General features: G+C 37.1%; 23 protein-coding genes. 21 read left to right on the forward strand and 2 right to left on the reverse strand.

Translation table 11 applies throughout. The features are described from left to right. The first annotated feature begins 8 nt into the window (after positions 1 to 8). From NSQ14_RS00180 to rsmI, 5 genes are all read left to right on the forward strand, one after another. Positions 9 to 836 (forward strand): PSP1 domain-containing protein, encoded by an 828-nt coding sequence (locus NSQ14_RS00180; RefSeq protein WP_034766805.1) that lies wholly within the window; start codon positions 9 to 11, stop codon positions 834 to 836. A gap of 14 nt (positions 837 to 850) precedes the next feature. Continuing rightward, positions 851 to 1219, forward strand: coding sequence for a DNA replication initiation control protein YabA (yabA, locus tag NSQ14_RS00185; protein ID WP_034766807.1), 369 nt, complete (start codon positions 851 to 853; stop codon positions 1217 to 1219). A 200-nt stretch (positions 1220 to 1419) separates the two neighbouring features. Next, a complete protein-coding gene (locus tag NSQ14_RS00190) occupies positions 1420 to 2163 on the forward strand; it encodes a tRNA1(Val) (adenine(37)-N6)-methyltransferase (protein ID WP_034766809.1) in 744 nt (247 codons plus the stop codon). Beyond that, complete coding sequence (locus tag NSQ14_RS00195; RefSeq protein WP_034766811.1) at positions 2150 to 2434, forward strand: GIY-YIG nuclease family protein; 285 nt, start codon at positions 2150 to 2152, stop codon at positions 2432 to 2434. Before NSQ14_RS00190 ends, NSQ14_RS00195 begins: the two co-directional genes overlap by 14 nt. Further along, positions 2409 to 3314, forward strand: a complete 906-nt coding sequence (gene rsmI, locus NSQ14_RS00200) for a 16S rRNA (cytidine(1402)-2'-O)-methyltransferase (protein WP_051988935.1) — start codon at positions 2409 to 2411, stop codon at positions 3312 to 3314. Before NSQ14_RS00195 ends, rsmI begins: the two co-directional genes overlap by 26 nt. A gap of 351 nt (positions 3315 to 3665) precedes the next feature. Here rsmI and NSQ14_RS00205 read toward each other — a convergent pair whose 3' ends face one another. After that, positions 3666 to 3950 (reverse strand): AbrB/MazE/SpoVT family DNA-binding domain-containing protein, encoded by a 285-nt coding sequence (locus NSQ14_RS00205; protein WP_034766814.1) that lies wholly within the window; start codon positions 3948 to 3950, stop codon positions 3666 to 3668. 479 nt (positions 3951 to 4429) lie between these two features. Here NSQ14_RS00205 and metG point away from each other — a divergent pair, with 479 nt between their 5' ends. Next, complete coding sequence (metG, locus tag NSQ14_RS00210) at positions 4430 to 6406, forward strand: methionine--tRNA ligase (protein WP_346216743.1); 1977 nt, start codon at positions 4430 to 4432, stop codon at positions 6404 to 6406. 930 nt (positions 6407 to 7336) lie between these two features. Continuing rightward, positions 7337 to 7924, forward strand: coding sequence for a hypothetical protein (locus NSQ14_RS00215; protein ID WP_034766834.1), 588 nt, complete (start codon positions 7337 to 7339; stop codon positions 7922 to 7924). A gap of 31 nt (positions 7925 to 7955) precedes the next feature. Here NSQ14_RS00215 and NSQ14_RS00220 read toward each other — a convergent pair whose 3' ends face one another. Then, entirely contained in the window at positions 7956 to 8186 is a 231-nt protein-coding gene (locus NSQ14_RS00220) for a hypothetical protein (protein ID WP_034766836.1), read from the reverse strand. 464 nt (positions 8187 to 8650) lie between these two features. On the opposite strand from NSQ14_RS00220, the gene NSQ14_RS00225 reads away from it, so the two are divergent. The 14 genes from NSQ14_RS00225 (at position 8651) to pth (ending at position 21400) form a co-directional block, all read left to right on the forward strand. Next, complete coding sequence (locus NSQ14_RS00225; protein WP_034766838.1) at positions 8651 to 9418, forward strand: TatD family hydrolase; 768 nt, start codon at positions 8651 to 8653, stop codon at positions 9416 to 9418. A gap of 200 nt (positions 9419 to 9618) precedes the next feature. After that, complete coding sequence (locus NSQ14_RS00230) at positions 9619 to 10812, forward strand: G5 and 3D domain-containing protein (protein ID WP_251241831.1); 1194 nt, start codon at positions 9619 to 9621, stop codon at positions 10810 to 10812. 98 nt (positions 10813 to 10910) lie between these two features. Continuing rightward, positions 10911 to 11471 carry a ribonuclease M5 gene (gene rnmV / locus NSQ14_RS00235; protein ID WP_251241830.1) on the forward strand — a complete coding sequence of 187 codons (561 nt, stop codon included), beginning with the start codon at positions 10911 to 10913 and terminating at the stop codon, positions 11469 to 11471. Further along, positions 11464 to 12342: a 16S rRNA (adenine(1518)-N(6)/adenine(1519)-N(6))-dimethyltransferase RsmA gene (gene rsmA / locus NSQ14_RS00240; RefSeq protein WP_346216744.1), complete on the forward strand. Its 879-nt coding sequence runs from the start codon at positions 11464 to 11466 to the stop codon at positions 12340 to 12342. Before rnmV ends, rsmA begins: the two co-directional genes overlap by 8 nt. Before the next feature lie 238 nt (positions 12343 to 12580). After that, positions 12581 to 13450: a sporulation peptidase YabG gene (yabG, locus tag NSQ14_RS00245; RefSeq protein ID WP_341288956.1), complete on the forward strand. Its 870-nt coding sequence runs from the start codon at positions 12581 to 12583 to the stop codon at positions 13448 to 13450. Positions 13451 to 13860: 410 nt separating this feature from the next. Then, positions 13861 to 14115, forward strand: coding sequence for a biofilm formation stimulator Veg (veg, locus tag NSQ14_RS00250; RefSeq protein ID WP_033826366.1), 255 nt, complete (start codon positions 13861 to 13863; stop codon positions 14113 to 14115). Positions 14116 to 14374: 259 nt separating this feature from the next. Next, complete coding sequence (locus NSQ14_RS00255; RefSeq protein WP_034766855.1) at positions 14375 to 14551, forward strand: small, acid-soluble spore protein, alpha/beta type; 177 nt, start codon at positions 14375 to 14377, stop codon at positions 14549 to 14551. A gap of 233 nt (positions 14552 to 14784) precedes the next feature. Next, a complete protein-coding gene (ispE, locus tag NSQ14_RS00260; RefSeq protein WP_108897186.1) occupies positions 14785 to 15654 on the forward strand; it encodes a 4-(cytidine 5'-diphospho)-2-C-methyl-D-erythritol kinase in 870 nt (289 codons plus the stop codon). 99 nt (positions 15655 to 15753) lie between these two features. Then, positions 15754 to 16572 (forward strand): pur operon repressor, encoded by an 819-nt coding sequence (gene purR, locus NSQ14_RS00265; protein WP_034766860.1) that lies wholly within the window; start codon positions 15754 to 15756, stop codon positions 16570 to 16572. A 244-nt stretch (positions 16573 to 16816) separates the two neighbouring features. Further along, positions 16817 to 17107 carry a septation regulator SpoVG gene (gene spoVG / locus NSQ14_RS00270; protein ID WP_033826373.1) on the forward strand — a complete coding sequence of 97 codons (291 nt, stop codon included), beginning with the start codon at positions 16817 to 16819 and terminating at the stop codon, positions 17105 to 17107. 381 nt (positions 17108 to 17488) lie between these two features. Then, positions 17489 to 18862, forward strand: a complete 1374-nt coding sequence (gene glmU, locus NSQ14_RS00275) for a bifunctional UDP-N-acetylglucosamine diphosphorylase/glucosamine-1-phosphate N-acetyltransferase GlmU (protein ID WP_034766862.1) — start codon at positions 17489 to 17491, stop codon at positions 18860 to 18862. Positions 18863 to 18876: 14 nt separating this feature from the next. Further along, positions 18877 to 19827, forward strand: coding sequence for a ribose-phosphate diphosphokinase (locus NSQ14_RS00280; protein WP_034766865.1), 951 nt, complete (start codon positions 18877 to 18879; stop codon positions 19825 to 19827). 112 nt (positions 19828 to 19939) lie between these two features. Then, on the forward strand, positions 19940 to 20560 hold the full coding sequence (locus tag NSQ14_RS00285) for a 50S ribosomal protein L25/general stress protein Ctc (protein WP_108897187.1): 621 nt from the start codon (positions 19940 to 19942) through the stop codon (positions 20558 to 20560). Between the two features lie 279 nt (positions 20561 to 20839). Beyond that, positions 20840 to 21400 (forward strand): aminoacyl-tRNA hydrolase, encoded by a 561-nt coding sequence (pth, locus tag NSQ14_RS00290; protein ID WP_034766871.1) that lies wholly within the window; start codon positions 20840 to 20842, stop codon positions 21398 to 21400. The last annotated feature ends 55 nt before the right edge of the window (positions 21401 to 21455 follow it).

The raw sequence follows: 21455 nt of genomic DNA on the forward strand, positions 1-21455 counted from the left end.
ATCAGCTTTTGTATAATGTTGTTGGTGTTCGCTTTAAGAAGGCGGGAAAAATCTATTTCTTTGACCCGGATGGGATTGTCATTGAAAGAGGTCAGTTTGTCGTTGTCGAAACAGCAAGAGGAATTGAATTTGGAAATGTTGTGATTGCGAATAAACTTGTTGATGAAGACGATGTTGTTCTGCCTTTAAAAAAAGTTCTCCGTGTTGCCGATGAAAAAGATTATCTCCAAGTTGAGGAAAACCGGAGTGCGGCAAAGGAAGCTTTCAATATTTGTATGCAAAAGATATCGGAGCATTCGCTTGAGATGAAACTTGTTGATGTGGAATATACATTTGATCGTAATAAAATTATCTTTTATTTCACTGCAGAAGGTCGAGTAGATTTTCGTGAACTTGTGAAAGATTTAGCCGCTATTTTTAAAACGAGGATTGAACTTAGGCAGATTGGTGTTCGTGATGAGGCAAAAATGCTTGGTGGAATTGGACCGTGCGGAAGGATGCTATGCTGTTCAACATTTTTAGGTGACTTCGATCCGGTTTCAATTAAAATGGCAAAAGATCAAAATTTATCGTTGAATCCAACGAAGATCTCCGGCTTATGCGGAAGGCTTATGTGTTGCTTAAAGTATGAAAATGATGACTATGAAAATGCAAAAGAACAATTACCGGATTTAGGAGAATTTATTTATACTTCCCACGGCAACGGTAAAGTGGTCGGTTTGAATTTGGTAGAGCAAGTGATTCAAATTGAATTGATGGAGCAAAATAAGGTCATTGAATATACGTTGGATGAAATGATTGAAGAAGGTGTAATTTCTTCTAAAGCCGCGGATTGACGAGGTGGAACCAAATGAATAAAAAAGAGTTGTTTGATTCGGTGTCAAACATGGAGCAGAGGATCGGGGAACTATATAAACAGTTAGGTGAATTAAAACAAAATTTGGCTCAAATCATCGAAGAAAATCACTCGCTGAAACTAGAAAATGAGCATTTACGGAAACGGATGGAAGAAATTGCCTTTCAAAAAGAGGCGAACCAAGAAAAAGAAGAAAATCAAAAGAACCAAACCGATCGAAAAAACTCCTTGGATATTGGAGAAGGTTATGATAACTTGGCCAGATTGTATAATGAAGGATTCCATATATGTAATTTACAATTTGGCAGTTTAAGAAAAGAAGGAGATTGCATGTTCTGTTTATCATTTTTAAATAAAAAGTAGTAACTTCGCCTTCCCGAATCAAGGAAGGTTTTTTCATAGGGTAGAAAGAAGAAAAATACTGGTTAAAAACGTTGGATTATTTAGCTCCACAAGGGAAGCGATGATAGCAAAACGATTTGAATATCGTCAATGGCATTTTCTGCTAGAGACGGCAAAAAAAGTACGAAAACAGCTTAATAAACATATTTTTGGAGGACTGCATGGTTTTTTTACGTGAAGATGAGCGTCTCGATTATTTGCTGGCTGAAGATTTACGGATTATTCAAAGCCCGTCGGTATTTGCCTTCTCTTTAGATGCGGTATTATTGGCGAAATTTGCTTATTTGCCTATCCAAAAAGGGAATATTATCGACCTTTGCACAGGAAACGGTGTTATTCCCCTTTTGATAAGCACGAGAACAAAGGCAAATATTACAGGGGTAGAAATTCAAGAAAGATTATATGATATGGCAAAAAGAAGCATAGAATATAACAAGCTCGATCATAAAATTCAAATCATTCATGGTGATTTGAAAGAGATGCCCGGGAAATTAGGTTACAACCAATTTGATGTCGTCACTTGTAATCCCCCTTACTTTCCTGTAACGGAGCGGACAATTATCAATGAAAGTGAATATTTTGCTATTGCAAGACACGAATTATATTGCACATTAGAAGATGTTGTGAAAGTGAGCAGCCAACTTGTGAAACCCGGAGGAAAAGCCGCTTTTGTTCATCGGCCGGATCGTCTTTTGGAAATTTTGGAATGGATGAAAAAATATAAGTTGGAGCCAAAACGGTTGCAATTCGTTTATCCAAAATCAGGTAAAGAAGCAAACACCATTTTAATTGAGGGGATAAAGGATGGAAAACCAAGTTTGAAAATTCTCCCACCATTGTTTGTTTATCAAAATAACGGCGATTATACGGAAGAAGTGAAAAAAATTCTATATGGAGACAAATAAATTTTATTTTTATGTTTTACAATGTGCAGACGGCAGCTTTTACGGAGGCTATTCTGTTGATTTAGAACGGCGGATTGAACAACATAATGCCGGAAAAGGGGCAAAATATACCCGGGGCCGGACACCGGTCAAACTTATTTATTCTGAATGTTTTTGGTCAAAAAGTGAAGCAATGAAAGCGGAGTATCGGTTTAAAAAGCTGACAAGAAAGAAAAAAGAGGCGTTTTTGAAGGAGTTTTGTACAAGTGAACATACAAAAAAGTTTTCTTAAGGATAAAGGAATATTATATATTGTTCCGACCCCTATTGGAAATTTGGAAGATATGACCTTTCGAGCCATTCGCATTTTGAAAGAAGTCGACTTAATCGCAGCGGAAGATACGAGGAACACAAAGAAATTAATGAATTATTTTGACATTCCAACAAATTTAACAAGCTATCATGAGCATAATAAAGAGTCGAGCGGTAAGTACCTCATTGAGCAATTACTGGAAGGGAAAACGGTCGCTTTGGTTAGTGATGCAGGAATGCCGGCTATTTCGGACCCGGGTTATGAATTGGTCCATCAAGCCGTGAACAAAGGAATACCGGTTGTCTCCATACCGGGGGCCAATGCTGCATTAACCGCCTTAACCGCTTCCGGAATTCGTCCTCAACCCTTTTATTTTTATGGCTTTTTATCGAGAAAGAAAAAGGAGCGGGACGATGAATTAAAAAAATTAAAAGCTATGGATGCAACACTTATTTTTTATGAGGCACCCCATCGGTTAACAGAAACCGTTCAAGCATTGTATGAAGTTTTTGGGAAAAGACAAGCGGCTATTTGTCGGGAACTTACAAAAAAGTATGAGGAGTTTATTCGTGGTTCTCTTGCAGAACTGGTTGATTGGGTAAACAAGAATGAAATACGTGGTGAGTTTTGTATTGTTGTTGAAGGAAACCCGGAAACAGGCACAAACTCACAGGAAGATATATTTTGGCATTCAATGGATGTTATTGAACATGTAGACTATTACATAAATTTGGGGGACCCGTCCAAAGAAGCAATAAAAAAAGCAGCAAAAGATCGCGGGTTGCAGAAAAGGGATGTTTATCATTTATACCATGTAAAAAAGGTGGAGAAGAGTGACAGAAACAATTTCATGGAATGACATGTTAAAAAGAGAGGAAATGAGGGACAGAAAAAAGGGCGATTTTACCGGGCCCTTTTAGTTTATACGTTAAGAAAGTATAAATTTCCAGCAAAGAAGCGAATTCGACGTAGTGGGAAATTTTAAGAATTAAGTATAAGTGCTCTTGCGGCTTTGCCATCGCCTAAAGGCTCGGCAGTCGCCGAGTTTTCTTTAAACAATAATTTTCAGAAAAGGATGCGAATTCGACTGAGAAGGAAGTTTTGTTAATTATAGGCACAGTTGGGATATCACAGCCCAAAAAATTTTATATTTTTGTTGATTTCGCATCACGAGTTGCCAAAAGTCTCGGACGCCAAAATTTTTCCCTATCTATTTATCTAATTCAAATGAACGTTTAATTTCGTTAATCAATTTTTCTGCACCGTTTCGACTTAAAACAATTTTACCGTCGGCCAACACATGATTTTCATCTGAGATTTCACCTGTTATCATACAGGTCTTATTGGGTTTATATTTTTTCAGAACGATATTATCATTCTCAACATAGATTTCTAATGAATCATTTTCACTAATACCTAACGTCCGACGTAATTCGATTGGAATGACAACACGACCCAGTTCATCAACCTTTCTAACAATCCCTGTCGATTTCATAATATTTCCCCTCTCGAAAAGTAGTCACTTATCATTTTCCAATAAATTTTCTGCAATGTACCCTATTTCCTATAATTTTACCAATCCTTGTAAATAGCGTCAATAAAAAGGCTGTTATATGATAGAATGGAAGCAACAGTTTTTTTACCATCTTGCTTTTGTTATGACTATATATGCTCAATAGCAAACAAATATATATGAGAATTAACGATTAGTTGCACTTTTTCCGTTTTTTATGTATATTTTTTTCATATAAGCGGTTAAGATAAGATTATCATTCATCTTAAATACCAATGATAAAATTTTATTTAGCTCTCGGCCGCAACCTGAGGGCGTTTTCTTTACAGTATTAGAAAATATAAAATACTGGTCAAAAACTTTGGACAAGGTTTGATTATCTGGTTGTCCGGGTTCCAAAAGAGAAGCTATGAAAACAGTACTTGCGCTTTTCTTTATTTCAAGAAGTGAGGAGATACATAATGGCTGAAAAGAAAACATTTTATATTACAACACCTATTTATTACCCGAGCGGCAAATTACATATTGGAAATGCCTACTCAACGATTGCTTGTGATGTCGTGGCACGCTATAAACGGATGCGGGGATATGATGTATTTTATTTAACCGGTTCAGATGAACATGGACAAAAGATTGAAAAGAAAGCTAATGAATTAGGGATCACACCGCAAGCATACGTAGACGGAATGGCAAAAGATATGCAAGATTTATGGAAACGCTTGGATATTTCGAACACAAAATTTATTCGAACAACGGATGAGGAGCATGTAAAAGCGGTTCAACAAATTTTTGAACAACTTTTAGCCCAAGGAGATATCTACTTGGGGGAATATGAAGGGTGGTATTCGGTTTCGGATGAAGAATATTTTACCGAAACACAATTAGCTGAAGTTTACCGGGATGAAAACGGCAAAGTCATTGGCGGAAAGGCTCCGAGTGGTCATGAAGTAGAACTTGTCAAAGAAGAGTCCTATTTCTTTAAAATGAGTAAGTATGCCGATCGTCTATTACAATATTATGAAGAGCACCCTGATTTTATTCAACCGGCTTCTAGAAAAAATGAAATGATTAATAACTTTATTAAACCCGGTTTAGAAGATTTAGCTGTTTCCCGGACATCATTCAAGTGGGGAATTCCGGTAAAAAGTAACCCGAAACATGTTGTCTATGTGTGGATTGATGCGTTAGCAAACTATATTACCGCTCTTGGGTATGGCTCTGATGATGATTCTAACTTTAAAAAATATTGGCCGGCAGATGTTCATATGGTGGGGAAAGAAATTGTCCGTTTCCATACGATTTATTGGCCGATCATGTTAATGGCACTGGGATTACCGCTTCCGAAAAAGGTATTTGGCCACGGTTGGTTATTAATGAAAGATGGAAAAATGTCAAAATCAAAAGGGAATGTTGTTTATCCGGATATGTTAGTGGATCGTTACGGACTAGATGCCGTACGCTATTATTTAATGCGTGAAGTCAGTTTCGGCAGTGACGGCGTATTTACACCGGAAGACTTTATTAATCGTATAAATTATGATTTGGCAAATGATCTCGGAAATCTATTGAATCGGACAATTGCGATGATCTCGCAATACTTTGACGGGACGATTCCTGCCTATCAAGGTTCAACGACTGAATTTGAAAAGTCATTATTACAAGCCAACATCGACGGAATTCGGAATTATGAAGAAGCGATGGAAAATATGGAATTCTCCGTTGCTCTATCATCTGTTTGGCAAATGATTGGTCGCGCCAATAAATTTATTGATGAAACGATGCCATGGAAGTTAGCAAAAGATGAAACAAAACAGGAAGAACTAAAAAGTGTGCTGGCTCACCTGGCTGAAACATTGCGTAGAGTTGCGGTTTTATTACAACCATTCATTACGCAGGCACCGAAGAAAATGTTTGCCCAATTGAACATTCAAGATGAACATTTACAATCTTGGGATAGCTTAAAAGAGTTCGGTCAAATTCCGGCAGGTACAAAGGTGAAAAAAGCTGAACCAATCTTCCCGCGTTTGGAGCATGCCAAAGAAGTAGCGTATATTCAGGAGCAAATGAAAGGGGCAGCATCGAAGCAGGAAGAGGCAGAAAAACCGGAAACTTTACCGGAAATTACGATTGATGATTTTGCAAAAATAGATCTCCGTGTGGCAAAAGTTATTGCTTGTGAACCGGTGAAAAAGGCAAATAAATTACTGAAACTGCAACTTGATTTAGGCTATGAGAAACGGCAAGTGGTTTCAGGAATCGCTGAATTTTACAAACCGGAAGATCTGGTTGGCAAAAAAGTCATTTGTATTACGAATTTAAAACCGGTGAAATTACGTGGCGAATTATCACAAGGAATGATTTTAGCCGGTGAAAAAGACGGTATTCTTTCCTTGGCAACCGTTGATGAAAAACTACCAATTGGTGCGATAGTGAAGTAATCGTAAAAAAAATATAATTTATAAAAAAGCTGCCTGAACTTTTGAACAATTCATGTCCCCGCTTTTTTGGGGAATGATAATACTCGGGCAGTTTTTTTTTGACTTAAGTGAGATGACGTAAGTGGGGTCGCCTTCTTATCATTATAATATAGTATAAAATACAAGTAATTAACTTTGAGTTAGTTTTATTATATAAATCAGAGTGCCAGCGACTGAAAAACTAACTTCCCCCTCTCTAAAAAACTTTCACTTTCTCTTCGTGCGATGTTAATTCAAGGGAAAAATTCAAAGTTTTTCTATACCGTAGCATATTTGACGAGTGGATGTTCAGCTTTCTCACTGCGAAGGATCGTATTCCAATAAGTCGATACAAGGCTTTAAAGCACTGCAAAAGAAACTTGGTATCGAAATGGATAGAATATATGGACAAAATAAAGTAAAGGCATTGGCAATAGTGGGGCTATTAATGAAGCAGGCAACAACAAGCAACAAAATTCTTCCCACATCCTCTCTTCTGGCATTTTTAAGGCAAACAAGTCGTTGAGAAGTGACGGTTTTCCGAAGTATAGGAGGTGCGCACTGGCTGTACTTTTTATTTCCCGGATACAGGGACAAATAATAACGGCATAAATAGCTATTACGGACGGAAGAAAGAAGATTAAGTAGACAATTTCAGCTGATGTGCGTGCAATATAAACGGAATTTACGGACCAAAAACGAAAATTAAAACTATATTAAAAAAATATTGAAACAATACCGAAACAATACCGAAACAATACTGAAACAATACCGAAACAATACTTATACTAATCTTTTATTATATAAGAAAACTAAATTTATAAAATTATCAAAAAAATACTTGCTTATAGTTGGTTTATATGTTAATATATAACTTGTAAATAGAATAAACTATAGGTGGTTGTTTTTGGTATGAAAAGTATGAAGGCTAGGGTGATAATTATTCTTTCAGTGTTTGCACTCCTAACCTCAGTAGTACTAACTATGCCAGCGGCTACAGCTCAGGCAAAAAATTCAACAGAAAGTTTGATTAATCATCAAGAAGTTAGCAATGTCGTGCAAAATGTTGATGAAAAAGACATAGAAAAAGCGAAAAAGTTTGTAAAAGAAGCATTGAAACTTAATAATGATTTTACGTATTCTGTAGACCGTCAAAAAGCACTCCAAATTGGTTTTTCTGTAGAACAGGTAACAAATATGGCGATATTTTTTGAAAACTTACCAGTAGAACAAGTGAAATTTTTAGAGAGTGGGAAACAAATTCCGATAAAAGGCGATAAACAAATCAAACCTATGATTGCGCCTGCGTTACCTTGGCTTGTATATATTTCACTGCAAGATCTAATTGCTGTATTAACAGCTTTGGGATTGGCTGGTGTTGCTAAAAAGTTTTTAGAAGACATTTATACATATGGGATCAAAGAAGCATGCAAAAAGTTTTCAAAAAAACATGAGAAGATTAAAAACTTCTGTGAAAATAATGGATATCCCACGAAATAAAAAAGGCTCCTGGAAATATTCTAGGAGCCTTTTATAAATAAATCGTACATAAAACCGCAAAAACAGCTATAGTAAAGTAATCACTATCATCCAGTTTTTTCCCGTCTTTAACAAAGAGATTCAAAGCCCAATATAGTTTTGTACCCTCAACCGTTTTTGTAATCAATTTTTTGCTGATACTGTAGTACATTACTTTATAGAGGGCGAATGCAATTGTACCTAACAAATAAAACAAGATAAACTTACCAAAAATCAAAAGCATGGTAGATCATTCCCCCAATTTAAATTCTTTAACCAATAACTTAATTTTAGCAAAAATGTTTACAATAGAAAAGAAAACGTTTGGAACATTTATAACCTCTTCACCTGTAAAATAAGGAATTTTTTGTATATACACAACTCCTTACTTGGGGGTTATATTTATTCCTGATTTTGACAGTCCAAAGAACAAAAACTCCCCGAAAACAGCGGTATAATCCTTTTTTTGAAAGGTTTTTTATTTTTTTTACTTAACGGAGATACTTGGATAAGGGTCGGAATGAAATCCCTTTGTGCCTAAATTAAAAAGAATCTGTTACATATTTGAAACAATTCTATGTTAAGGTTATAACGGACAAAAAAGGACTTCATTCTTCTTTAATACATGACCCTGCTGATTTGCTGAGAAATAATGGAATTGATGGTTCTTGATTATAGGCCATCCAATATATTAAAGGAGAATTAACGATGTTGTTTGATACACATGCTCATTTAAATGCAGCTGATTTTACAGATGATTTGGAAGAAGTGATTGAAAGAGCCGGCAATGTTGGTGTTTCCGATATTGTTGTTGTTGGCTTCGATCGCCCAACGATTGAAAGAACAATGGAACTAGTTGAGAAATATGACCATATATATGGGTGTATCGGCTGGCATCCGGTTGATGCTGTCGATTGCACCGAGGAAGATTTACAATGGATTGAACAATTATGCAAACATCCCAAAATCGTTGCTTATGGAGAAATTGGCCTTGATTATCACTGGGATAAATCACCAAAAGATGTTCAGCAAAGATTATTTCGGAAACAAATCCGTTTGGCGAAAAAATTACGTCTTCCAATCGTAATCCATACGAGGGATGCCATGGAAGATACGGTTACAATTTTAAAAGAAGAGCATGCGGAAGAAATTGGCGGGATTATGCACTGCTTTAGCGGTAGCGTAGAGACGGCAAAAGAATGTATAAAAATGAATTTTTACATTTCATTAGGTGGTCCGGTTACATTCAAAAATGCAAAAAGGCCAAAAGCAGTGGCGAAAGAGATTCCGCTTGACCGAATTTTAATTGAAACGGATTGCCCGTATTTGGCTCCACATCCATACAGAGGAAAAAGAAATGAGCCGGCATATGTAAAACTAGTAGCCGAGCAAATTGCTGATATAAAAGGGATTTCTTTTAAAGAATTGGCAGAAGCAACAACGAAAAATGCGAAATTACTTTTCGGCATAGAGTGACAAAAGCAAAGGGGGTTAGACAAATTTTCATCAAATTTGCCACAATCCCCTATCAAAAAGAAAAACTGTGTCGATAAGATTTTCTTTTTGAAAGTAGGAATATATGCAATAATGTGGAACATAGATTTATATAGTAGTAGCCATCCCTTCTCAAATTAATTCTCTTGTAAGGTACGCACCCCAGAAAAGGAGGTTCATGCATGAAATTTACGAAAATGAAGGACCTGTACACCAACATTTTTAGAAGAAATAAAGCATTGATTTTAATTGCTAGTTTCTTAGTCATCGCCTCACTAACAGGTCTTTTCATTTACCAAGGAACGAAGAAAAATGTTTCCTTGACGTTAAACGGCAATAAGAAAGAGATAAAGACACATGCAGAAACGGTTCATGAGTTATTAGGTGAATTAAAAATCAATTACAAAAAACAAGACTATCTATCACCATCTGTCAATGCAAAAGTAAAAGACAATATGCAAATTGTTTGGAAACCTGCATGTATGGTGATATTAAAACTTAATGGAGAAGAGAAGAAGGTATGGACTACAACAAAAACGGTGAAGGAGTTTTTGGCAGAAAGTGAAATTGCTATTAAAGAACAGGATCAATTAAGTATTCCGCTCGAAGCGAAAATAAAACAAGGTTTAATAATTAATTTAGATACAGCTTTTCAAGTTGTCGTAAACGATGGAGGAGAAGAGCGGACGGTATGGTCTACTTCGACTACGGTCGCTGACTTTTTAGAACAACAAGGAATTAAACTAAATGAACTTGATCGTGTTGAACCAGGTTTAGATCAAATGATTGGGGAAAATGTTCCTATAAACATCGTCAGGGTTGAAAAGGTCACCGATGTAGTGGAAGAACCACTTGAGTTTGCTACCGTTACACAAAAGGACAGCAACTTAGAATCCGGGAAACAGCAAGTTGTTCAAGAGGGAAAAACCGGCAAAGTGCAAAAGACATATGAGGTTATTTTAGAAAACGGGCAAGAGGTTTCCAAAACATTAATTAGTGAAAATGTGATGGAAAATGCAACAGATAAAATTGTCGCAGTTGGGACAAAGGAAATGACACAACTGGTTTCCCGCGGTACGGAGACAGGGAAAGAGTTTTATGTTAGTTCCACCGCCTATACTGCTTCCTGTAACGGTTGTTCCGGAAAAACAGCAACGGGGATTGATCTTCATGCAAACCCGGGGGCAAAAATTATTGCTGTCGATCCGAGCGTCATTCCTTTAGGGACAAAAGTATACGTGGAGGGGTATGGCTATGCGATAGCTGCCGATACCGGGACTCGTATTAAAGGGAATAAAATTGATGTCTTTTTTGCCTCACAAAGCGATGCGTACCGTTGGGGGCAAAGAACCGTAAAAATTAAAATTCTTCAATAGTTAGGCAGAGGGAACACTCCCTCTGCGTTTTACTTTTCTATGGAAAAATATCATAATAGAAATTGCGATATTTATATGTGGTTAACAATGGAGGAATTATGAAAATAAAGGAAATTATTGTTGTTGAAGGAAAAGATGACACTGTTGCCATTAAACGGGCGATTGATGCGGATACAATTGAAACGAATGGTTCTGCAATAAATGAGGAAACTTTGAGAAAAATCGAATTGGCTGCGGAAAAACGCGGAGTCATTATTTTTACCGACCCTGATTTCCCGGGTGAGAAAATAAGAAAAACCATTACTGATCGCATACCAAATTGTAAACATGCTTTTTTAGCAAAACATGAAGCAAGAGATAAATTAGGAAGAGGGATTGGTGTAGAACATGCCTCCCCGGAAGCGATCCGTACTGCTTTGAAAGATGCTCATCGGATGGAAATAGAGCCCGAAGAGAAAATTACAAAAGAAGACTTAGTTTACTATCGTCTCATTGGGGATGCATCTTCAAAATGGAGAAGGGAAAGATTAGGGGAGCTTCTAAAAATTGGATATACAAACGGAAAGCAATTGCATAAGCGACTAAACATGTTTCAAATATCAAGAGAGTTATTTTTAGAAGCGATCAATAAAATTTTTCAGGAGGAACAAAATGGATAGAGATATCGCCACACCACTACGAACGAGGGCAATCCTGGAAAAGTACGGATTTACTTTTAAAAAGAGCCTTGGGCAAAATTTTTTAATCGATACAAATATTTTAAATAATATTGTAGACCATGCTGAAATTACTTCGGAGAGCGGGGTCATTGAGATAGGTGCAGGAATTGGTGCTCTTACAGAACAATTGGCAAAAAGATGTAAAAAAGTACTTTCTTTTGAAATTGACCAGAGATTGCTTCCGGTCTTAGAAGATACGTTGTCGCCATATCCTCATGTCTCAATTGTTCACCAAGATTTCCTGAAGGCCGATGTTCATCAAGCAATTGAAACCTATCTTCAAGAGGTGAAGGATATCGCTATTGTTGCCAATCTCCCGTATTATGTTACAACCCCGATTATTATGAAATGTCTAGAGGACCATTTGCCATTTCGATCCATGGTTATTATGATGCAAAAAGAGGTAGGCAGCCGAATCACTGCAAAGCCTAGAACAAAAGATTACGGCTCTTTAACAATAGCCATTCAATATTATACAACGGCTGAAATTGTCATGAATGTACCAAAAACGGTTTTTATTCCGCAACCAAATGTGGATTCGGTGGTTGTGAAATTGACGAAAAGAGATCAGCCTGTTGTCGCTGTCAAGGATGAACAATTCTTTTTCAATATTGTCAAATTTAGTTTTGCCCAGAGAAGGAAGACAATTTTAAATAATTTGGTTAGCCAGCTTGAAAATGGCAAAGAGAAAAAGGCGCGGATTATGGCTGCATTAGAAAAGGCAGAGATTGATCCGACGAGAAGAGGGGAAACTTTAACAATTGAAGAATTTGCAAAATTAAGTGATGGACTACTTCCATATTTTGCATAATATTAAAATGGTCAGGTTGTCGGGAAAAAATGAAAAACGGCAACCTTTTTTACGTTAAGCTCAAGTTTCAACGAGGTTGCCAATAAGACGTAGTTGGTAATTTAAGGTTTCAGGATAAGGGACAAAAACAGTTTTGAGTGAATTTATCGTCCTGCTAAATATTCATACACCCTGTGGTTTTTGTTTGCATATCTTATAAAAGCCTTTTTATTTTAAGACATGGAGTGAAGGCCATGGGATAAAAATCAATCAAATAGTGGGTAGAAAATCATATAAATGTGATATTCCGTTTCGGGTAATCCGAGTATATGAGGAGCGAGGTCGTACTTTTGCGCTCTTATATGGAGAGGATATTCGACTAATTGCCGATGCACCGATTGAGGACTTAATCGTCCTTGATACCCGTATGAAAAATGAACTTTTGGCCCCGTTCCGTGAATTGGAAGAGCAATCCTTATACTTATTTCGCCAAGATTATCAAGCTGTTCTTGAAAAACAGGAGTATGAAACCTCGCTTGGTTATAATACGGACTTTCAATTGTTTCAAATTCCCGGAAGAGTGTTACATGTCGATGGAGATCCAAATTACTTAAAAAAATGTTTAGCGATGTATCGGAAAATTGGTGTTCCGGTTTCAGGTTTTTACTGTGATGAAAAAAATATGCCTGATCAAGTCCCCCAATGGGTCGATGAGTTTCGACCTGATATATTGGTTATTACGGGTCATGATGCGTATTCTCAGCAAAAAGGTAAAAAAAGTGATATTAATTCGTATCGTCATTCAAAAGACTTTGTCCTGACAGTGAAGAAAATAAGAAATAAATATCCAAATTTAGATCAATTAATTATTTTTGCCGGTGCGTGTCAATCACATTTTGAATCGTTAATTGCAGCCGGAGCTAATTTTGCGAGTTCGCCGGCAAGGGTAAATATCCATGCTTTAGATCCCGTCTATATCGTTTCAAAGTTAAGTTATACCCCGTTTACGGAGCGTGTCCATGTATGGGAAATATTACGGAACACTATTACCGGGGAAAAAGGTGTCGGTGGGATTGAAACAAAAGGTGTCTTAAGAATGGGGATGCCATATCATCCAAAATTTGACTAAATCCGTTGTTTTATCCCACTCATAACGGCTGGTTAAAATGCCTACCTCAAGAATGAAATCAATGAGGAAGATAGGCGGGAGAGAATTCCCTCATACATTTGAGGGAATTTTTTACACTCAGTGGGGATAAGGATTTCCCCGTTGATTGAAATCTCACTTTATCCTTTCGAAATGAATGACTGGAATCATCTGATCTCCGTTACTGTAAAAAAATTTTTTCTTTAGTGAAATTAATGAACAATGGGTACATAAAATTATGAAAAATCGGTAAGAATAATGGGGTCGAAAAAAGTTGAAAAATGACATAAAAGTTATTGACAAACATTTTTTATCCTTGATATAATTTTAGTTTTATCCTTGACAAAAACCTGTAAATTTGTTATCATAGGGCTTAGTGAGGTGTAGAAGATATGCCAAGAACATTGTCAGATATTAAAAAAAGTCTTGATGGAAATTTAGGGAAACGTCTTATGTTAAAAGCTAACGGTGGACGAAAAAAAACGATTGAACGAACAGGTGTATTAGCTGAAACATATCCAGCCGTTTTTGTTATTGAATTAGATCAAGATGAGAATTCATTTGAACGAGTATCTTACAGTTATGCGGATATTTTAACACAGACTGTACAACTTACATTTTATGAAGACAAGCAAGAGTTAGTATAGTAGGCAGTTACCTTTGGGTTACTGCCTTTTTTATACGTTAAGAATATATAAATTTCCAGCAAAGAAGCGAATTCGACGTAGTTGGACATTTTAAGAATTAAGTATAAGTGCTCTTGCGGCTCTGCCGTCGCCTGAATGCTCGGCAGTCGCCGAGTTTTCTTTATTTGTTTTATTTGGAATGCTTGGTTGTTATTACCGGGTATGCTAAATGTATTTCAGATTAAACTATACATGTCACAGTATGAGAGGGGTTGTCGTTGTGGGTAGGAGAAGAGGAATCATGTCTGAAGAAATGAAAGTAGAATTGGCCAAAGAGCTTGGTTTCTACGATGTCGTTGAAAAAGAAGGATGGGGCGGCATTCGGGCAAGAGATGCAGGAAATATGGTAAAACGTGCCATAGAGATTGCGGAAGAGCAGATGAAAAATCGGCAGTAATTCTTCAAAGTCCACCATATGAACAACAAAATTTACTGTGACAACATCCGAGGTCTTATCCTCGGATTTTTATATGCCTTTCGTATGAGGAAAATATTTCCTGAGTTTAGTGAAGTATTTCACTTGAAAAAATAATCATTAAATACTTCCCCCTTAACACGATTCGTTTCTTTTGCTGTTATATGGTAAAATAATACAAAATTATACATAATGTTTAAAAGTAGGTGGACGTGTTGAAACTTCTTGTAAAAGCTCCAGCAAAAATAAACCTCTCGTTGGATGTCCTCTACAAGCGTACTGATGGATATCATGAATTGGAAATGGTCATGACAACCGTTGATTTGGCTGATCGCCTGGAACTGGAGTTACTTAATGATGATCGGATTGTTATTCATTCGCAAACTCGGTTTGTTCCCGACGATGATCGAAACTTGGCATATAAGGCGGCAAAGTTATTGAAGGATCGCTTTAATATAAAGTCCGGTGCTTCCATTACGATTGAGAAAAACATCCCTGTTGCAGCCGGACTTGCCGGGGGAAGCAGTGATGCAGCTGCTGTTCTGAGAGGGATGAATAAACTATGGGATTTAAGACTTACTTTGGATGAACTGGCCGAACTCGGGGCGGAAATTGGTTCAGATGTTTCATTTTGTGTCTATGGTGGAACGGCATTAGCAAAAGGAAGGGGAGAAATCATAACACCGTTACCGCCGCCGCCTAATTGTTGGGTCGTCTTGGCAAAACCGGCAATAGGTGTTTCCACGGCGGAAGTTTACGAACATCTGAATCTAAATGGAGTCATTCATCCGAATACAAAAGCAATGGTAGATGCAATCTATCAAGGTGATTACCATGGAATATGCGCCAATCTAAGCAATGTTCTTGAATCAGTGACATTCAAATATTTTCCGAAAGTAAAACATTTGAAAGACGATATGAAAAGGTTTGGTGCGGATGCGGTATTAATGAGTGGGAGCGGACCAACCGTATTTGCTCTTGTCCAGCACGATTCCAGAATGCAGAGACTTTATAATGGACTGAGGGGTTATTGTCATCAAGTTTATGCTGTACGGTTATTAGGTAAACGAAATGAATTCAGTTAAAGAGAATTTGGTACCCTGATATATTTTGGGTATCTTGATAAAATACGAATATTAGTATATCATATTTATATTATTATTCGGATTTATGGAGGTGAACGTATGAGTTGGAAAAGAAGTGAACGACTAATTGACATGACGAATTATCTGTTAAACCATCCAAGAGACTTGATCTCATTAACTTTTTTTTCCGAAAGGTATCAAGCGGCGAAGTCATCGATAAGTGAGGATTTAACCATACTAAAGGAAATATTTGATCTACAAGGGATCGGGAAACTGGTGACGATTCCGGGAGCAAGCGGAGGAGTTAAGTATTATGTAAAAGTGAAACAAGACCTGGTAAAACCTTTTGTTGCTGATTTATGCCAGTTAATTGCAGAACCTGATCGTCTTTTACCCGGCGGTTACTTATATTTGGCTGATATAGTCGGCAACCCAATGATTATGGATCAAGTGGGGCGGATGTTTGCATCAAAATTCTGTGATGAACCAATTGATGCGGTTATGACTGTAGCGACTAAAGGGATTCCATTAGCATATGCAACCGCAAGATTTTTAAATGTCCCGGTCGTTATTGTTCGTAAAGATGCAAAAATAACAGAAGGCTCAACGGTAAGTATCAATTATGTAACAGGATCAAGTAAGAGAATCCAGACAATGCTTTTGGCGAAAAAGAGTTTGAAAGAGGGTTCTCGGGTGTTAATCGTCGATGATTTCATGAAAGCCGGCGGGACCATACGCGGGATGATTAGTTTGTTGGATGAATTTCAAGCGAGTTATGCCGGTATTGCTGTTCTTGTTGAATCAGAAGAGGTGGAAGATCGACTGGTTGATCAGTACATATCGATTGTCAAATTATCAAATGTCGATGTCCAGGAAAAAAGAATTTCTGTACATGAAGGTAATTACTTTACTAAATAAATTTGATTCCGCGCTTAGCGGCAAGATTTGTGGGAAAGGGAATTCCCACTTGCATCCGGATGTATTCAACTAACAAACGGCTTCACTTTATTGCTGTTATTTTTATAAAAATTTAAATTTATTTATCATAAGGATGTTATAGTTGAATTTACATAAAAAATTAAAAAAATTTCCTTAGTTTAAGAAGGAATCTAAAAAAATTTGTAGAATCTATTATTAAGTCTACTTTAAGGTGGTGAAACGAATGGAAGTAACAGATGTACGATTACGGAGAGTGAATACGGACGGGAGAATGAAGGCGATTGCTTCAATTACATTGGATAATGAATTTGTCGTCCATGATATCCGTGTTATTGACGGCAATAACGGATTGTTTGTTGCTATGCCAAGCAAGCGTACGCCGGACGGTGAATTTAGAGATATTGCCCATCCGATCAACTCTACTACAAGAGGAAAGATACAAGAAGCGGTGTTATCTGAGTACCATCGTTTAGGAGAAGTAGAAGTAGAGTTGGAAGAAGCCGGGGCATCCTGAAAAAAATAACAACCGAGAGCCTACAAGTGTGTAAGGCTCTTTTTTTGTTTCCCGCTTATTAGGCTTCCAATCATTACCAAAACATATCCTGTTTATTCATTCACTAAGGTCACGAAAAGACCTATACTTGAAGTTTTAAAGATTGGCAATTGCACAGATGGATAGAAAATGACCGATCCCTGTTGATTTGGGAGGTTACGATACGACTATCCAAGTGTTCCATAAGGATGTGTCATAGGTAGTTTGTGTTCTTTTTCATTACTCGATGATCGAGCCGCTCGTTGAAGTTTTGCAATATTTTCAAGCAAATCCTTCCTTGAAATATGGTCTTGATTGAGATATATTCAATAGTGGATAAAAAGGTAAAAGTGGAGGGTGCATATGTCCAAGAAGTATGTAATAGTTTTAGCAGCAGGTCAAGGAACCCGAATGAAATCAAAACTTTATAAAGTATTGCATCCTGTTTGTGGGAAACCAATGGTTAGGCATGTCATTGATGAATTGAAACAAATAGGTGCTGACCAAATCATTACGGTTGTCGGCCATGGTGCAGATGAGGTCAAAAATGAATTAAAAGATGACTCGGAATTTGTCTTACAAGAACAACAATTAGGTACGGCACATGCTGTTATGCAAGCAAGGGATTTATTGCAGGATAAAGAAGGTCTTACTCTTGTCGTTTGTGGTGACACGCCTTTGTTGAAAGCTGACACGATCAAAGCGATGATTGACTATCATATCAACAATCATTCAAAGGCAACAATTCTTACTGCAGTTGCAGAAGATCCCACCGGTTATGGTCGTGTTATTAGAAACGAGCAAGGGTATGTGGAAAAAATTGTCGAGCATAAAGATGCGTCCGATGAGGAAAAAGCAGTAAAGGAAATAAATGCAGGAACCTATTGCTTTGATAATGCATCCTTATTTCATGCTTTACAAAAAGTGACAAATAATAATGCACAAAATGAATATTATTTGCCGGATGTTATTGGAATTTTAAAAGACGCGGGACAAACGGTAACAGCTTTTACAACAAATGATTTTACCGAAATATTTGGTATCAACGATCGAGTAGCTTTAGCTCAGGCAGGTAAAATTATGCAACAAAGAATCAATGAAAAACATATGCGTAACGGTGTAACCATTATTGATCCGGAGCAAACTTATATCGATGCAACGGTAGTAATCGGTCAGGATACAGTCATATATCCCGGCACAATGGTGAAAGGGAATACGGTTATTGGTACAGATTGCATCATCGGTCCTAATTCTGAAATATTAAACTGCGATATTGGCAATCGGACGTCAATTCGTCAATCTGTCACACATGACAGCAAGATTGGTTCAGACGTTCAAATCGGTCCATTTGCACATATCAGACCGCAATCTCTTATTCATGATGAAGTTCGTATCGGCAACTTTGTCGAAATTAAAAAGACGGAATTTGGTAGAAAAAGTAAAGCGTCACATTTATCCTATATAGGTGATGCTAATGTAGGCAGCAATGTAAATATCGGATGTGGCTCAATTACTGTTAATTATGATGGTGTAAATAAATTTAAAACAATCATAAAAGATGGTGCGTTCATCGGATGCAACTCGAACTTAGTTGCTCCGGTAGAAATCGGTGAGGGTGCATATGTAGCAGCCGGTTCAACAATAACGGACAATGTACCGGGAGATTCGTTATCCATTGCCCGCGCACGGCAGGTTAATAAGGAAAATTATGTGAAAAATCGAATGAAAAAAGGTTAACCAGGAGGTTCATCATGTCTAACCAGTACCCAGATAAAAAGTTGAAATTATTTTCGTTAAATTCCAATCGGGAGTTGGCAAGTGAAATTGCCGAAGAGATTGGGGTCAGTCTTGGAAAATGTACTGTTAACCGTTTTAGCGACGGAGAAGTTCAAATCAATATTGAAGAAAGTATTCGCGGTTGTGATGTTTTTGTTGTTCAATCGACAAGTAATCCGGTTAATGAACATTTAATGGAATTATTGATCATGATTGATGCGTTAAAAAGAGCTTCTGCAAGAAAAATCAATGTAGTTATGCCTTATTACGGGTATGCACGCCAAGATAGAAAGGCTCGGTCCCGGGAACCAATTACTGCTAAACTTGTTGCAAATTTATTAGAAACTGCCGGAACTTCCCGCATGATTACTTTGGATTTGCACGCTCCTCAAATTCAAGGGTTTTTTGACATTCCAATTGACCATTTAATGGGTGTACCTATTTTAGCTGAGTACTTTGAAAATAAAAATTTTGACGATATCGTCGTTGTTTCCCCTGATCACGGTGGTGTTGTCCGTGCACGAAAAATGGCCGATCGTCTAAAAGCGCCGATTGCAATTATCGATAAACGGCGTCCAAGACCAAATGTAGCAGAAGTAATGAATATTATCGGGAATATTGAAGGAAAAACAGCTATAATCATTGATGATATTATCGATACAGCCGGTACGATTACACTTGCGGCAAATGCACTCGTTGAACAAGGTGCTTGTGAAGTTTATGCTTGTTGTACACATCCGGTTTTATCCGGGCCGGCAATTGAACGGATTGCACATTCCAAAATAAAAGAACTTGTTATAACCAACTCCATTCCTTTAAGTGAGGAAAAAAGGATAGAAAAAATTAAACAATTATCTGTTGCCCCTTTAATAGGTGAAGCAATTGTACGGGTATTTGAACACCGCTCGGTAAGTGATTTGTTTTAATCCTATAAGTTAATGCATTAGACATATGATTGGCGATCGTTTGATTATTAATACCAAGTTTTGGACATATTATAATTGTAGATTTGAACGAAAAAAAGAGGTGTCCAAAACAATGGAAGCAGTTTTATATGCACAAGAAAGATCAAAAGAAACGAGAGCTACTCTGAATTCATTGCGGGAAAATGGAAATATTCCGGCAATCTTATATGGAAAAAATGTAAGTAATGCACCGATTTCAGTTGAGAAATTGGATTTCAAAAAACAATTCAACGAAATTGGTAAAAATGGTATATTTACCATTGATGTTGACGGAAAAAGACAGCAGGCCATTGTGAGAAATTATGAAGTTGATCCGATTACAAGAGAAATTATTCATATTGATTTTTTAGCTGTAAATTCATTAAGTGTAATAACAGCGGATGTCCGCATTGTTTTAGTTAATGATGCGGAAGGTGTAAAAGACGGTGGTGTCCTTCAGCAGTCAATGTTCGATTTGTCGGTCACTACCAATGTAAATCGTTTTCCGGATGCAATTGAAGTAGATGTAACCCATTTACAAGTAGGTGAAACGATAACAGTTGGTAAAATAAGGCAGCAATATCCATTTGAAATAAATCATGAGAATGATGAGGTAATTGCTTCTATTTTACCGCCAAGACAAGAGGAAGAAATCAGTACCGGTGAAGAACAAGAGCCGGGTATACCGGAAAACTTGGAAGGTAGGGAAGAATAGGTTAGGAGGGTTGCTCCATGGCTGGTTCTTTTTTAAGGAATGTCGATGTACTACGTTGAAATCCTTAAAAGAAAATCGAACTAGTAATAATGGACAGCCCCTCTTTCAGTGATTAGGAAACATTTACCTAAAGATGCAACTCAGATATTTTCTGGGAATCTCTACATTCGCCGGATGCAATGGAAGCGGTCTAAAGGCCATTTAAAGTAAATTAACAGAAAAAATTACGGCTTGATTGACGACCGGAGATGATTCCTCAATCAAGAGGAGGGCATTGGAGTGAAATTAATTGTCGGTTTAGGCAATCCGGGGAAACAATATGAAGAAACGAGACATAATATCGGTTTTAAAGTTATTGATAAATTAGTGGAAAAGTGGAATATTCCTTTGAATGAGGCAAAATTTCAAAGCTTGTTCGGTAAAGGGATGGTCAACGGGGAAAAAGTCATTATATTAAAACCTATGACGTATATGAATCTTTCCGGTGAAGCAGTTCGGGCAATTATGGATTATTATCAAATTTCCCATGAAAACTTACTTGTTATTTACGACGAACTGGATTTGCCACCCGGGAAAATCCGTCTCCGTTATAAAGGAAGCGCGGCTGGTCATAACGGCATAAAATCGATCATTAAGTTAATCGGGACTAAAGAATTTAATCGAATTCGAATCGGGATTGGCAAACCACAACCGGGTGTTGAAGTTGTTGACTATGTTTTGGGAAAATTCATAAATGACGAAAAACCAATTATGGCAGAAGTAATTGAGAAAAGTGCCCAAGCGTGTGAAACATGGCTCGAGAAACCATTTATTGAGGTTATGAATATATATAATAGGTGAAATGAGTAGGAAAGAAAATTTATTATTGTTATAGTAAAAATAAGAGAATAAACTA

The organism is Caldifermentibacillus hisashii, assembly GCF_039654145.1.
GTDB classification, from domain to species: Bacteria; Bacillota; Bacilli; order Bacillales; family Caldibacillaceae; genus Caldifermentibacillus; species Caldifermentibacillus hisashii.

Bases quoted from the DNA above. Each gene is read 5' to 3' on its own strand.
- NSQ14_RS00195 (WP_034766811.1), top strand. From the start codon at position 2,150: ATGGAGACAAATAAATTTTATTTTTATGTTTTACAATGTGCAGACGGC.
- veg (WP_033826366.1), top strand. From the start codon at position 13,861: ATGCCAAGAACATTGTCAGATATTAAAAAAAGTCTTGATGGAAATTTA.
- rsmA (WP_346216744.1), top strand. From the start codon at position 11,464: ATGGATAGAGATATCGCCACACCACTACGAACGAGGGCAATCCTGGAA.
- spoVG (WP_033826373.1), top strand. From the start codon at position 16,817: ATGGAAGTAACAGATGTACGATTACGGAGAGTGAATACGGACGGGAGA.
- NSQ14_RS00230 (WP_251241831.1), top strand. From the start codon at position 9,619: ATGAAATTTACGAAAATGAAGGACCTGTACACCAACATTTTTAGAAGA.
- glmU (WP_034766862.1), top strand. From the start codon at position 17,489: ATGTCCAAGAAGTATGTAATAGTTTTAGCAGCAGGTCAAGGAACCCGA.
- NSQ14_RS00285 (WP_108897187.1), top strand. From the start codon at position 19,940: ATGGAAGCAGTTTTATATGCACAAGAAAGATCAAAAGAAACGAGAGCT.
- NSQ14_RS00225 (WP_034766838.1), top strand. From the start codon at position 8,651: ATGTTGTTTGATACACATGCTCATTTAAATGCAGCTGATTTTACAGAT.
- purR (WP_034766860.1), top strand. From the start codon at position 15,754: ATGAGTTGGAAAAGAAGTGAACGACTAATTGACATGACGAATTATCTG.
- NSQ14_RS00205 (WP_034766814.1), bottom strand. From the start codon at position 3,950: ATGAAATCGACAGGGATTGTTAGAAAGGTTGATGAACTGGGTCGTGTT.
- metG (WP_346216743.1), top strand. From the start codon at position 4,430: ATGGCTGAAAAGAAAACATTTTATATTACAACACCTATTTATTACCCG.
- rnmV (WP_251241830.1), top strand. From the start codon at position 10,911: ATGAAAATAAAGGAAATTATTGTTGTTGAAGGAAAAGATGACACTGTT.
- NSQ14_RS00220 (WP_034766836.1), bottom strand. From the start codon at position 8,186: ATGCTTTTGATTTTTGGTAAGTTTATCTTGTTTTATTTGTTAGGTACA.
- yabA (WP_034766807.1), top strand. From the start codon at position 851: ATGAATAAAAAAGAGTTGTTTGATTCGGTGTCAAACATGGAGCAGAGG.
- NSQ14_RS00280 (WP_034766865.1), top strand. From the start codon at position 18,877: ATGTCTAACCAGTACCCAGATAAAAAGTTGAAATTATTTTCGTTAAAT.
- NSQ14_RS00190 (WP_034766809.1), top strand. From the start codon at position 1,420: ATGGTTTTTTTACGTGAAGATGAGCGTCTCGATTATTTGCTGGCTGAA.
- NSQ14_RS00215 (WP_034766834.1), top strand. From the start codon at position 7,337: ATGAAAAGTATGAAGGCTAGGGTGATAATTATTCTTTCAGTGTTTGCA.